Source organism: Rhodococcus opacus (assembly GCF_012396235.1).
Taxonomy (GTDB): Bacteria; Actinomycetota; Actinomycetes; order Mycobacteriales; family Mycobacteriaceae; genus Rhodococcus_F; species Rhodococcus_F opacus.
This window is the reverse complement of the sequence record NZ_JAAXPA010000024.1, coordinates 1-13192: the sequence shown is the minus strand read 5'-3', so window position 1 is coordinate 13192 and position 13192 is coordinate 1. Positions and strand designations below refer to the sequence as shown.

At 67.1% G+C, this 13192-nt stretch carries 9 protein-coding genes and 3 pseudogenes; 3 read left to right on the top strand and 9 right to left on the bottom strand.

All coding sequences use genetic code 11. The features are described from left to right. Positions 1–132 precede the first annotated feature (132 nt). A complete protein-coding gene (locus HGB39_RS26730) occupies positions 133–1518 on the bottom strand; it encodes a DUF2252 domain-containing protein (protein ID WP_005253197.1) in 1386 nt (461 codons plus the stop codon). Positions 1519–1874: 356 nt separating this feature from the next. Here HGB39_RS26730 and HGB39_RS26725 point away from each other — a divergent pair, with 356 nt between their 5' ends. From HGB39_RS26725 to upp, 3 genes are read left to right on the top strand one after another with little or no spacing between them, the layout of a single operon-like run. Further along, positions 1875–3146, top strand: coding sequence for a GTP cyclohydrolase II (locus tag HGB39_RS26725; protein ID WP_005253198.1), 1272 nt, complete (start codon positions 1875–1877; stop codon positions 3144–3146). Beyond that, positions 3143–4411 carry a URC4/urg3 family protein gene (locus tag HGB39_RS26720; protein ID WP_005575225.1) on the top strand — a complete coding sequence of 423 codons (1269 nt, stop codon included), beginning with the start codon at positions 3143–3145 and terminating at the stop codon, positions 4409–4411. Before HGB39_RS26725 ends, HGB39_RS26720 begins: the two co-directional genes overlap by 4 nt. A 20-nt stretch (positions 4412–4431) precedes the next feature. Continuing rightward, positions 4432–5061 (top strand): uracil phosphoribosyltransferase, encoded by a 630-nt coding sequence (gene upp, locus HGB39_RS26715; protein WP_005253200.1) that lies wholly within the window; start codon positions 4432–4434, stop codon positions 5059–5061. 28 nt (positions 5062–5089) lie between these two features. Here upp and HGB39_RS26710 read toward each other — a convergent pair whose 3' ends face one another. The 8 genes and pseudogenes from HGB39_RS26710 to HGB39_RS26675 form a co-directional block, all read right to left on the bottom strand. After that, positions 5090–5431, bottom strand: coding sequence for an HNH endonuclease (locus tag HGB39_RS26710; RefSeq protein WP_005575223.1), 342 nt, complete (start codon positions 5429–5431; stop codon positions 5090–5092). Positions 5432–5444: 13 nt separating this feature from the next. Then, a complete protein-coding gene (locus HGB39_RS26705) occupies positions 5445–6884 on the bottom strand; it encodes an FAD-binding oxidoreductase (protein WP_231137598.1) in 1440 nt (479 codons plus the stop codon). Beyond that, the gene (locus HGB39_RS26700; RefSeq protein ID WP_043794289.1) at positions 6868–8337 is read right to left on the bottom strand and encodes an APC family permease; all 1470 of its coding nucleotides are present in this window, start codon (positions 8335–8337) and stop codon (positions 6868–6870) included. Before HGB39_RS26700 ends, HGB39_RS26705 begins: the two co-directional genes overlap by 17 nt. A 271-nt stretch (positions 8338–8608) precedes the next feature. Beyond that, positions 8609–9031 (bottom strand): hypothetical protein, encoded by a 423-nt coding sequence (locus tag HGB39_RS26695; protein ID WP_043794287.1) that lies wholly within the window; start codon positions 9029–9031, stop codon positions 8609–8611. Positions 9032–9218: 187 nt separating this feature from the next. After that, a complete protein-coding gene (locus tag HGB39_RS26690) occupies positions 9219–9701 on the bottom strand; it encodes a DUF1931 family protein (protein ID WP_005575215.1) in 483 nt (160 codons plus the stop codon). Between the two features lie 447 nt (positions 9702–10148). Continuing rightward, positions 10149–11241, bottom strand: a pseudogene (gene alr, locus HGB39_RS26685) (alanine racemase). Between the two features lie 53 nt (positions 11242–11294). Continuing rightward, a pseudogene (locus tag HGB39_RS26680) lies at positions 11295–12769 on the bottom strand (amino acid permease). Between the two features lie 178 nt (positions 12770–12947). Beyond that, positions 12948–13192, bottom strand: a pseudogene (locus HGB39_RS26675) (alanine dehydrogenase); the annotation flags it as partial.

The window sequence follows — 13192 nt, the reverse complement described above, 5'->3', positions numbered from 1 at the left end:
TCGCCACTCACACTCACGAATCCGAGGCGTTTCGGCTCGGGTGGATACGAGGTGCACCTGCGCCTCGTATCTTGGGGAGTGGCGGCCTCTCTCGGTTTCGCCACCAGCTGCTCGTGGTGCTTGCGTGCCGAATCAGGCCGGCTCGGCAGCGATTCGCCCCGATTTCACCGCGGCGACCAGTGTTGCGTGGTCGGCTTCGGTCTGATCGGCGTAGCTGACGGCATATCGCCCGATCACCTCGTCCAGTTCCGTGTCGCTGGCGAAGTAACCGGCGAGCACCCGCGGATCGAGCGAGCGGGTGTGTGCACGCGCGAGCAGGGCGCCGGCGAGCCGGCCGTAGTCGTCGAGATGGTCTTGCTCGAGACCGGTGGGATCGATGTCCCCTTTGAGATTTCGGAACTGCCGCACGATGTAGGGGAGGCCGTCGATCGTCGTCCAGCCCAGCAGGATGTCCGATTCCGCTTGCACCAGCCGGGCGCCGTGCACTATCCGCTTGCCCTCGTGTTTCGGCTCGTCGACCGGTAGGAACGCCGACAGTGCGGACGGCCGGGCCTGTTTCAGTTGAAGTACGAGCACCTCGTCCCGATTACCGTGCAGCAGGGCGATATAGCTGCGCAGACCGACGCTGCCGGTTCCGACGATCCGGAACGCGACGTCGGACACGGCGAATCGGGCGATCAGGTTCCTGCGGGACTCGCGCAGTGACTCGACATAGAGTTCCAGACCATCGGTCACGGCATCGGCGGTTGCGCGGTCGACGTGGGTGAGGACCGGCGGGTCGTCGATGAACCGTCGCCGGCGGATCCCGGTCTCGTGATCTTCGAGGTGGGCGGTCCACTTCGCCGCCACCTTCTCGCTGGTATTGCGTCGCGCTTTCTGCGCGGCCTTGTCGAAGTCGTCGAGCAGGGCGTCGGCCTTGGCCCGCTCGAGCACCGACTTGTCCGGCAGCGCATTCCAGGACTGAAGGAATGGCAGTTCGGCGAGATCGCGGATGGTGCGCCGATACGATTTGACGGCATCTTCGGCGGCCTCGATGCAACCGTTCTCGGACACACCGCCTTCACGTCCGGCGAGGACCAGACTCGCGGCGAGGCGTTTGAGATCCCACTCCCACGGGCCGGGGAGGGTCTCGTCGAAATCGTTGATGTCCATAACGATCTGACCGTCCGGTGTCCCGTACAGGCCGAAGTTGGCCGCATGGGCGTCACCGCACAACTGCGCTGTCAATCCGGTGACCGGAGAGGTGGCGAGGTCGGCCGCCATCAGGCCGGCTGCGCCGCGGAAGAACGCGAACGGGGAGGCGATCATTCGACCGATTCGCAGCGGAATCAGATTCGCCAGCCTCCCCTGGTTACTGGCCTCGACGAAATCGAGCACATCCGGCCGTCCAGCGCCGACCGCGGCGCTCCCGTGCGCACTCGACGGCACGGTGGCCTGCAACGCGTCGCCACGCGCGAAGACGTCGTCCGCCTCGATCTGGGTTCGCAGGTCGACGGTTCGCGCTCGATTCTTCGTCACCTCGGCGACACTATCCCAGGTCCTCGAGGCTTTCCGCTCGTCGGCGCCATCCCATCGCGCGCGCGATGGGATCGGCTAGCTGGTGGTACTGGGCGACGACGGCGGGCCGGTCCGCCTGAGGTCGGGCCCTGGCAGTTCAGAACGCGCGAATGACGCCGGTGACCTGCGAAGGATGGGCCTCGCGATTCGGTTCGCTCATGCTGCCGTATCGCCTGGACAGGTCCCCGTCTTCACCACACGACATTGTGGCGACAGAGTGGTTATGCTTCGGTTTCCGGTGGTCGGCAGCATCCGGCGCCGGAGACACGTTCCGGCGGCATGCCGTGCCGCCGGGCCTTCCTTAACGGAGGAACGCCATGTCCGCTGAATCCGTCGCCGCCACGCCCGACTCTGCCGGCGGCCACATCCGATTGACCTCACACAGCGGCGGTGTCGGGGCCCTGCCGATCCACTGGGGAGCACCCACGGCGTCCGAGCGCGGACCGGTGGTCGGCACCACCACCAACCGCGCCCACCGCAACGTGATCGGAACGCACAGCGGCTCGTACAGCATCTACCGGGCACTGGCGGTGGCGTCGGGCGCGCTGTCGCGCCATCACAAGGCCGACCTCACCAACACCGCGCCCACGAACATCATCGGCCCGTACCCGCAGTGGAGCGAGCCCGGCAAGATCGTGAGCCTGGACCCGTGGGGTGCCACGGTGGCCGAGGTCTTCGCCGCCGAGTTGGCGGCCGGTCACGACATCCGCCCCAGCATCGCAGTCACCAAGGCGCACGTGATCCTGCCGGAGGTCATGGAGGCCATCCAGAAGGGTCGCCTGCACCCGGACGGCCGCTTCCTGCTGCCCAGCGGTGCTGCGCTGGTCACCAAGGCGGCCATCGAGCCCGTCTGGCACCTGCCGGGTGTGGCGGAGCGCTTTCACTGCAGCGAGACGGATCTGCGCCGCGTGCTGTTCGAGGAGACCGGCGGCATGTATCCCGAACTCGTGACGCGCTCGGACCTCGAGGTGTTCCTGCCCCCGATCGGGGGTCAGACCGTGTACATCTTCGGCGACGCTCGTGATCTTGCCGATCCTGGCGTGGAACTCACCGCACGCGTACACGACGAGTGCAATGGCTCGGACGTCTTCGGCTCCGACATCTGTACCTGCCGCCCGTACCTCACGCACGCGATCGAGGAGTGCATCCAGGGTGCGCAGCGCGGTGGCGTGGGCCTGGTGGCGTACTCCCGCAAGGAGGGCCGTGCGCTTGGCGAGGTGACAAAGTTCCTGGTTTACAACGCGCGCAAGCGCCAAGTGGGCGGCGACACGGCCGATCAGTACTTCGCCCGCACCGAATGCGTGGCCGGCGTGCAGGACATGCGCTTCCAGGAAATGATGCCCGATGTGCTGCACTGGCTGGGCGTCAGAAAGATCCACCGCCTGGTGTCGATGAGCAACATGAAGTACGACGCCATCACCGGCTCGGGTATCGAGGTCGTGGAGCGGGTGGACCTCCCCGCGGGTCTGATCCCGGCCGACGCGCGAGTGGAGATCGACGCCAAGATGGCCGCCGGTTACTTCACCCCGGGCGCGGTGCCGGACGCTGACGAATTGGCGAAGGTCAAGGGCCGGGAGCTGGACGGATGAGCGTGATCGGCGTCGGTCCTGCCCTGGACACCGGGCGGGCCGAGGGCGCGGTCGCGGCTCTGCGTACCACGTCGGCCGTGCGGGAGCGCGCGCGACAGCTGCTGTCCCGTGCCCGCGAGGGCGATTCACTCTGGTTCGACGTCGACGACTACGCGTTGCAGACGGCCGCTGCCGAGGTCGCCGACGTCACGCGTGCCCGCTATCCAGACCTGAAGATCCCGTACCACAGCCGCTGGCGCCATTTCGAAGCCGGCGGCGTCGACCGTAAAGCCGAGCTGGATGCACGGCTGACCGCGCTGGATGCACCGGGCGGCCGCGCCCGCGCCATGATCGACCTGGCCGTGGTCAGCGTGCTGCTCGATGCAGGAGCCGGACCCGACTGGCACTACCACGAGGTTGCCGGCGGGCAGCGCTTCGCCCGTTCCGAGGGGCTGGGCGTCGCGAGCTGGCACGCGTTCCTGGGCGGCCTGTTCTCGAGCGACGCGGCGCACCCGCTGCAGGTCGATGCGGCAGGACTGCGTGGTCTGGACACGGACCGGTTGGCCGAGGTGTTCCAGGCCGGCCCGTCCAATCCGCTGGTAGGCCTCGACGGTCGCGTGCTGCTGCTGCGACGGCTGGGCGAGGCGCTCTCCGCACAGCCCGAGGTGTTCGGTCCGCAGGGTCGGCCGGGTGGCCTCTTCGACCTTCTGGTCGCCCAGCAGGGTGCGGCCCCGGCGACGGTCGCCGCCCACGACATCCTGTCGCAGCTCCTGACGTCGCTGTCGGGCATCTGGCCGGCGGGCAACGCCATCGGCGCGGAGCCGTTGGGCGACTGCTGGCGCCACGCCGCGGTGGCCGGTCCGGGCCTGACCCAGGGCTGGATGCCGTTTCACAAACTGTCGCAGTGGCTGAGCTATTCGTTGCTCGAGCCCTTCCAGTGGGCCGGTGTCGAGGTGGTCGGGTTGGACGAGCTGACCGGCCTGCCCGAGTACCGGAACGGCGGTCTGCTTCTCGACACCGGCGTGCTCCGCCTGCACGATCCGGCGTGGGCTGCGCAAAGTTGGACGGCGGGAGACGAATTGGTGGTCGAGTGGCGCGCGTTGACGGTAGCGCTCCTGGACGAGCTGGCCCCGCTGGTGCGCGCACGTCTGGGCGTGGATTCCCGAGCGATGCCGTTGGCCTGCGTCCTGGAGGGCGGCACCTGGGCGGCGGGCCGTGCGCTGGCACAGCGCTCGCGTGGTGGGCTGCCGCCGCTGAACGCCGTGAGCGACGGCACGGTCTTCTAGAACGAAACGAGGACGAATACATGGGCACGGTACACGTGATCGACCACCCGCTGGTGCAGCACAAGCTCACGATGATGCGCCGTAAGGATGCTTCCACCAACAGCTTTCGACGATTGGCAAACGAGATCTCCGCGTTGATGACGTACGAGGTCCTCCGCGACATCCCGATGCAGGAGATTGACGTCGAGACACCGCTGGAATTCACGACAGGCAAGGTCATCGACGGCAAGAAACTGGTCTTCGTCTCCATCCTGCGCGCGGGTACCGGCATCCTCGACGGCATGCTGACAATTGTGCCGGGTGCGCGCGTCGGCCATATCGGTCTCTACCGCGATCCCAAAACCCTCGGAGCCGTGGAGTACTACTTCAAGATGCCCGGCGATCTGCTGGAGCGCGACGTGGTGGTGATCGACCCGATGCTGGCCACCGGCAACTCCGCCGTCGCGGCGGTGGAGCGGCTGAAGGAATGCGGTCCCAAATCCATCAAGTTCGTCTGCCTGCTGACCTGCCCCGAAGGCGTTGCCGCCCTGCACAAGGCGCACCCCGACGTCCCGATCTACACCGCCGCCGTCGACCGCCAACTCGACGAGCACGGGTACATTCTGCCCGGCATCGGGGACGCCGGCGACCGACTCTTCGGCACCAAGTAGTAGACGCGGTCGTCACACGGGTCTGCGATTACGGGCCGGTGATTTCCGGCGCCTCGAGTTCGGTGCCCGGTTGCGTGGGGAACCGCAGCGCGAGTGCTGTCTTGATTTCGATGTGACGCAACAGGAAGGCGCGCTCGTCAAGCCGCTTGCGCCGCAGCCAGCCGGTGACTTCGTCGTTGCATTTACTGGCGTTGCACGAGCCGCAGGCCGGGGCGATGTTGTCGAGGGTGTAACGCCCGCCGCGGGACAGTGCCTGCACGCAGTCGCGTTGCAGCGGCTTGTCGGTCGCGCCGCAGTACGCGCAGCCGCCCCACGCCTCGGTGAGTGCACTCCACTGCTCGGCGGTGAGATCGTGCTCGACACTCTCCATCCGACGCTTGCGTTTACGGGCGCCCCTGGCCCTGCGACTCCGGTTGACCGCCATCGCCCCAGCGTAGGACGCGGGACGGGTCAGCCGGTGACAGGGGCACGCTCTGCTCGAAGTTGAACACGTTCTCCGGGTCGTAGGTGGCCTTCACCTCGCGCAGCCGCTCGCGGTGGGAGCCGTAGTACTCACGTTCCCAGTCCGCCGCGGCGGCGTTGGGCACGTTGACGTAGGCGCCGTCACCGTAGGGGCGCAACGCGCGCCAGAAGTCGGCCGCCCAGCCCAGTGCCGTCGAGTTCAGGGCGGGGTCGTTCCAGGCGGCACCCGGCTCGCAGTAGAACAGTGCGTCGCGGTGAGGGAACGCGGTTCCGCCGGGCGGCGCATGCCGGACGGCCCCGCCGAAGCTCGTGCAGAAGAAATTGCTCGGCGGGCTGGGCGTGTTGCCCATGTAGTGGACGATCAGATCGATCGCCTCGTCGGGGAACGGCTGGGTGACGAACTGCGAGTAGAACTTCCAGAGGGCGACGTCATCCGGGCCCCTGTCGACGTCGCCGTACACGGTCGGCCAGGCGTCCTCCGTCACAGTCACGTCGGGGTCGCCGATCGTCAGCAGCGGGCGCAGTTGGTCCTCGAGTTCTCGCCATGAACCGCCGTACAGCAGCGCAGACAGCTCGACCGCGGTCGAATCCACCTCGAGCGCGCTGGTCAGCCGCTCGTCGGCGACCGGCGCGTCGCGCTGCCACGCGCGAAGTAGGGCGCCCAGCTCGCCGTGACCGGTCCACCTCGCGACCAGGAATGTGACGTTCGAGAGCTCGTGCAGCCTCAACGTGTAGGACGTCGCAATCCCGAAGTTGCCGCCGCCTCCACCACGGCACGCCCACAGCAGGTCGGAGTTACTGTGCTCGGTCGCCTCCACGACCTTCGCCGAGCGTGAGCCGTCGGCTACCACGACCTCCGCTGCGAGTAGGTTGTCGCAGGCCAAACCCATGCTTCGGGTCAGTAGCCCGAAGCCACCCCCGAGAATCACCCCACCGAGACCGACGCCGCCCTCCGAGCCGGTCGGAACGACGAAGCCGCGTTGCCCGAGCGCCGCGACCGTCTCCTTCTGCGTCAGCCCCGTCCCGACCGTCGCCGTGCGCGCCGTTTCGTCGATCACGATGCTCTTCATCCGACTGACGTCCACGACCAGCCCGCCGTCGATCGACGACCAGCCCTCGAGGCTGTGGCGACCGCTGCGGGCACGCAGGGCGATGCCCTCCGTGCGTGCCCAGCGGACCGCGTGGACCACGTCCTGTGTGTCGCAGCAGAACACGATGGCTTCGGGGTAGCGGGAATACAGGCGGTTCCAGCCGACCCGCGCCGCCTCGTAACCGGAGTCGCCCGCACGCACCACGTCACCGGTGAGCATGGTGGTCGCGGCAGTCAGGGGCTTGACCTCTCGGTCAGTGTGAGAAGACATCGGCGTCTCCTGGCTCGGTGTCCAGTACCTCGCGTTTGAATATCAACAGGTAGCCGAAGTACAACCCGCCTGCGACGAGCAAGCCGACCGCAATGAGGATCGAGGTCAAAGCAGTCGAGGGCGAGACGATCACGAACAACACGACAGCCGACCACACCAGCGCGCTGATCGCGACCGGCAACTCGAAGCGCCCGAGATCGAACGCACCCGCCTTCCGATCCAGTCGTCTCCGCACCGCCAGATAGAGGACGATTATCGCGCCGTAGAGAACTGCCGAGATGACCGTCCCTACCGTGAGCAACTCCAGCAGGGCGCCACCCGGCAGCACGGCCATGAGGACGACCCCCACGACGACGATCAGGATGGTCGCCGGAATGGGTGTCTGCGTGCGCGGATTGACTCGGCGCATCAGCCGGTGAGCAGGGAAACGTGCGTCGCGCGACATCGCGAACACCATCCGCGAGCAGGTGGCCAGGGTCACCATCCCGGCGCCGAAGAATGCGAACGCGATCGCGACCAGCAGCGACCTCTCCATCACCGGACCCAGCTGATCGCGCAGGATCGCCGCCACCGGCGTGTCGCTGTCGCTCACCCGGGGGATATCTTTGATCGCGATCGTGAGCGCGATCAGGAACACCAGTCCCAGCACCGCCGCCGCCACGACCGATCCCACGATCGCGCGCGGGACGCTGCGAAACGGATCCTTGGCCTCCTCAGCCATATTCGCCGCGGAGTCGAAGCCGACGAGTGTGGCGAGCCCCATGATCATCGCAGCCATCAACCCGCCGCCGACAGCGAAATAGTTGGGGGCGCCCTCGGTGATACCGCGCGAGGTGAGGTTGCCGACCGAGCCCTCGCCCGAGATTGCGACAGCGACGAAGAGCCCGATCGCCAGCACCACCACGATCACCAGTTCGAGCCCCACCGCGCCCGACGTGATCAAGCCGACGAGGCGCGTGGAGAACACGACGAGCACCGCCTGAACAAGGACCACGACGAGCGTGATCATGCGCGCCGTGCCCTCGTCGGGCTGCATGCCGAACAGTGGCATGAGGGCGCTGCTTGCCATCGCATTGTCGACCGTCACCACGCCGAGCGCCAGGTAACAGAAGGTCAGCCAACCGAACAACCAGCCGACTTTCGGGTTGGCCAGCCGTGAGGCCCATTGGTAGGAGGAGCCGCTGAGTGGGATTCGGGCAGCGAACTGGGCGATCACCAGCGCAACGAGGGTCTGCCCCAACGCCACGATGACCCAGAGCCAGATCCCCACCGGCCCCGCGTCTCGAAGCACGTCGTCGTAGGTGCCGAAGATCCCGACCGCCACCGAGATGAACGCGAACGAGACAGCGAACACCTGAAAGGAGCCCAGAGTTCGCTTCAGTTCCGGTTTGTAGCCGCAGTCTTCACATTCTTGATCGGCGCTCTGTGCGCCCATCACGTTTTCTGCCGTCATCTCGGCCGCCTCACGTTCACTCGGGAACTGCGGAGAAGTCGATTCGCTTGAAACGACCCGTCACAACGAGACCCGTTCCACGATCAGAGCGAGACCGGTCTGTTTCATCCTCCACCTCATGGATTCGGATGTCATCGATGGTTCGTCTCTCTAAATACTCCGAGATGCGGAAGGCACACGTCATCGCACACGTCTCGGCCGCCGGGGCCAATGGCACCGGCGGCCGTGAGACTCTGCTGGAGATCCTGAGTGAATCAGCCACGAACGTATGTCACATCCAGGGCATGTCCGGATCGAGCGAGTGGGAGATCACTCCGTCGTCGGGCTCGAGAGGGTAGTTGACCTGGTGGATGGTGGCGGCCTGCTGGGAGTTCACGGAAGCGGCGGCGGGTCCGTAGAGGGATGTGCCGCCGGGCTCGACCAGGGTGGTGCCGGGTTCGACGAGGGTCACCTGCGGGGGCACGTCCTCGTCGGGGGCGTCGCAGGCGACCATGGGCCATGCGTTCGCGCAGCCGATACGGTCCCTGACGTCGACCTTGTAGGGAGAGAGTCCGGACTCGGGGGAGACGACTTGCGGGAACGTCGACTGCGCGGGTGCGGCGACGGCAGTCGCGCTCTGGGCCATGAACATTCCCAGTCCGAGGGCGGCGCCCGTTGCGGCTACTGCGGCGATGCGTGTCTTCGTCGAGTTCATTGCGTTGCTCCTGAGTGTGGTGTGTGAATTTCCGCGTCCCTTGTGGGCGAACACCAGTCTTCGCCGGAACTGGGGGCCGGCAACGCCCCCTGAAGGGGTGGGCGGCCATCCCTCCAGGGGTGGATTTCTGCACCCCGGGGTGTGTTCCGAATGCATGAAGAGACAGTGGCCTGCCGTGGTTGGGAGGTCAGAGATAGAGGTCGACGAGGGTACTGATCACCGACCAGTGCGTGGTTCGCGCCCGCACGGTTCTCAACTCGGGGTAGACGGTGCGGAAGGTGCGCGCGAGGGCGACGCTGAGTCCGCCGGTGATGTCGGGGAGCCCCGATCGAGTTTCGGTTGCGAGGATGCCGTCGAGGGGCGGGTAGTCGGACAGTCGCTTGACGATCGGGTCTACCCGGAGGCCGGGGCCGAGCTCGCGGAACAATCCGATGTTCTCCTGTAACCCTCGGGTGATCGGCAGGTCGGTGGGTTCGACGACGTGCCGGTGCTGGGCTGCCGCGCTCTCCTGTGCGACGAGGATCAGGTCGTAGAGTTTCGCGGTGACGACGTCGTCGAACCGGTGAAAATCGTCTCTGACGACGCCGAGGCTGGCGACGTCCCGGAAGATATCCGCGAACTGGTCGAACGTCATCAGCGTCCCGTGGCTTCCGGCCTCCGCACGTTCCATGAGGTGATCATCCCCCGGGATGCGGTCACAATTCCGACGAACCGCGCGCACAGGGCGCTCGGTCGGAAACGACGGGCGGGACGGAGGATCTCCAGGCGGTCTCGATGCGGCGGAGAATACTTGAATCTCATTGTCCGGCATGACGTCCTGCGTCCCCTCCGACCACGCCAAGCCACCCGGAAAGGCAACCTGTGAACACCACCATCGGCACCGGATCCGACCACGTCCGCCCCTACCTGCACTTTCTCGTCGCCGTCGAGGAACCCAGGAACTTCGGCATCCGGTGGTCCTGCCCGAGCTGACCGTCATCGAACGCGTCCGCGCCAGCACGGAAGCCACGCTCACCGATCGGCGCCCTCACCCCCGAGGCCTTCCGAGAGGTAGTCCAGCGCCCTCGTGAACCTGGACGCCTGATCACACTGCCGAACCAGCAACTGGTGGCCGGCCTCAGCCACCGCCGATGTATCGCTTCATGATCCGCCCTCGCAGTCCGGTGACCACCTCGTAGTGAATGGTGCCGAGTGGGTCGGCCCAGTCCTGTGCGACGGGTTCGCCGCGTCGGCCGTTGCCGAAGAACACGGCGTGGTCGCCTTCCCGGACGCCGCCGCCGTCCGGGCCGAGGTCCACGACCACCTGGTCCATGCACACCCGGCCGATTCCCGGCCGTCGGACGCCACCGAGCAGCACGTCGAACTTCCCGCCGAGAGCGCGCGGGATTCCGTCGGCGTAGCCGGCGGGCAGCAGGGCAACGACGGTGTCGCGCGGGGCGATCCAGCCGTGCCCGTAGGACACTCCCTCGCCGGCCGCGACCTCCTTGACCAACGCGACCCGCGTCCGGACCGTCATCGCCGGGATCAGCCCGAAGGTCCCCAGTTCGGGGATCGGTGTCAGCCCGTAGACGGCGATTCCCGGTCGGACCAGATCGAAATGCAGGTCTGGTCGGGTGAGGGTGGCCGCCGAGTTCGCCAGGTGCACGACTTCCGGTTCGAGTCCGCGCGCCTGCGCCGTCGCAATCGCGTCGAGGAATCGCTGGCGTTGGCTGTCGAGGACCGGGTTGCCCGGCTCATCGGCGTGGGCGAGATGGGAGAAGATCGTGCGCAGCCGGACCGTGCCCTCGCGGGTGAGCCGGATGAGTTCGTCGAGCAGCAAGGGGTATTCCTCGGGTGAGGCGCCGTTGCGGTTGAGTCCGGTGTCTACCTTGATCGCGATCGTCGCGGGTTTCCCTATCGCGGAGGCGGCCGCGGCGATGGCGAGCAGATGCGTGGTGGAGGGAACCCCGATCTCGATGTTCGCCTCGGTAGTCGACCTCGGGGGTGTTCAGCCAGCACAGGATTGGCGCCGCAATGCCGGCCCGGCGCAGCTGCAGCGCCTCCGCAATGGTGGTGACACCGATCTCGCGGGCTCCGGCGGCCAGCGCTGCCGCGGCGACGGCTGCGCCGCCGTGGTTGTATCCGTCGGCCTTGACGACGGCCATCAGACCGGCGTTACCGGCGTGTTCGCGCAGGATCCGGATGTTGTGGGCGATCGCGTCGAGGTCGATGACGGCTTCCGACTACGGGGCGGGCACGCCGGATACCGCCTGCCGGGCCGGGATCATTGCGTGCCCCCGGATCGGGTGCCCTGTTCGGCGGCATGCTGGCTGCTGGAGCCGCCGCGTCCTGCTGGTGCCAGTCGAGTCAGGGCGGCGTAGCCGACGCAGACCAACCCCACCCAGACGGCGCCGACCGCCAGCGCGGTGCGTCCGCTGTCGGTGAAGAACAGCAGGACCACGACCAGGCCGAGGAACCCGAGGGCGAGGGGGTGGTGACCGGTGCGCCGGGTAGGCGGTAGTCGCTGGCCGGCAGGGTGCCGTCGGTGACGCGGGACCGGTAGATCATGTGGCAGACCAGGATGACGGCCCAGACGAAGATGATGCCGACGGTGGACACCGAGGTGATGTAGGTGAAGGCCTTGTCGGGGGAGACGGCGTTGACGACGACGCCGAGGACCATGACACCCGCGGAGAGGCTGATTCCGGTGAACGGCACCGCGCGGGAGCTGAGGGTGCCGACCCTGGCGGGTGCCTCCCCGCGCAGCGACAGGCTGCGCAGCATCCGGCCGGTGGAGTAGATCCCCGAGTTGCACGAGGACAGTGCGGCGGTGAGCAGCACGAAATTGATGATGCCCGCCGCTGCCGGGATTCCGATCTGCTCGAAGACTTCGACGAACGGGCTCTTCCCTGACTGGAAGTTGCGCCAACTGGCGACGGACATGATCACCAGCAGCGCACCGATGTAGAACAGGCCGATGCGGACCGGAAGGGTGTTGATTGCCTTGCGCAGCGTCTTCTTGGGGTCACGCGCCTCCCCGGCGGTCACCCCGACGAGTTCGACGCCGACGTAGGCGAACAGCACGATCTGCAGGGTCATCAGGGACTGGCCGAAACCGTGCGGGAAGACCCCGCCGTCGGCCCACAGGTTGGTCACGGACGGGTGGGCGGCGTGACCGAATCCGATGGTCAGCACCCCGATCCCGATCAGGACCATGCCGACGATCGCGGTGATCTTGATTGCGGAGAACCAGAACTCGGCCTCCCCGAACAGCCGCACCGAGATCAAGTTCGCACCGAACAGCACGGTCAGCACGACCAGGGCGGTGATCCACGGCTGGATGTCGAACCAGTACTCGATGTACTTGCCGGCGACGGTGATCTCGGCCATGCAGGTGCTCACCCACACCGCCCAATAGGTCCAGCCGGTGGCGAACCCGGCGAACCGGCCGAGGAACTCGTGGGCGTACTCGGCGAAACTGCCGGAGACCGGTCGGTAGGTCAGCAACTCGCCCAGTGCCCGCATGACCACGAAAATCGCCAGGCCCGCGGCGAGGTAGGACAGGATCAACGCGGGACCCGCCTGTGCGATCGCGCCGCCCGATCCGTAGAACAGGCCGGTGCCGATCGCCCCGCCGATCGCGATCATTTGAATCGTCCGCGAACTCAACCCTCGGGCGTAGCCCTCCGGCTCGGGAGTCGCGAGTTGACTCGGGTGCGTACTCGTGTTCGTCAGGTGCTGGTGGTCGGGAATTGTCATGTGCACTCCTTCGGTGATCGCGGCCGCGACCGGACCCCGGCATCGACGTCGACATCGAGGGGGCGGCCCGAGGCGGCGCGGGTCATCGCCCAGATCGATTCCGGTGGTGTCGTCGCGAGCGGCCGATGATGTTGTGGCCGTACAGGGGTGCGGTGCGTCCGCACACCCCGGCGGAGGGCTAGGCGGCCGGCGTGTGAGCGGTGTAGCCGTGGGCGGCGGCCACCTCTTCGGAGAGCAGTTGTCCGTCGTGGGTGGACAGTCCCTCGGCGAGTCCGGGGTCGGTCGCGGTGGCCTCTTTCCAGCCCTTGTCGGCGAGGGCGGCGACGTAGGGGAGGGTGGCGTTGGTGAGGGCGTAGGTGGAGGTGCGGGGGACGGCGCCGGGCATGTTGGCGACGCAGTAGAAGACGGAGTCGTGGACCTGGT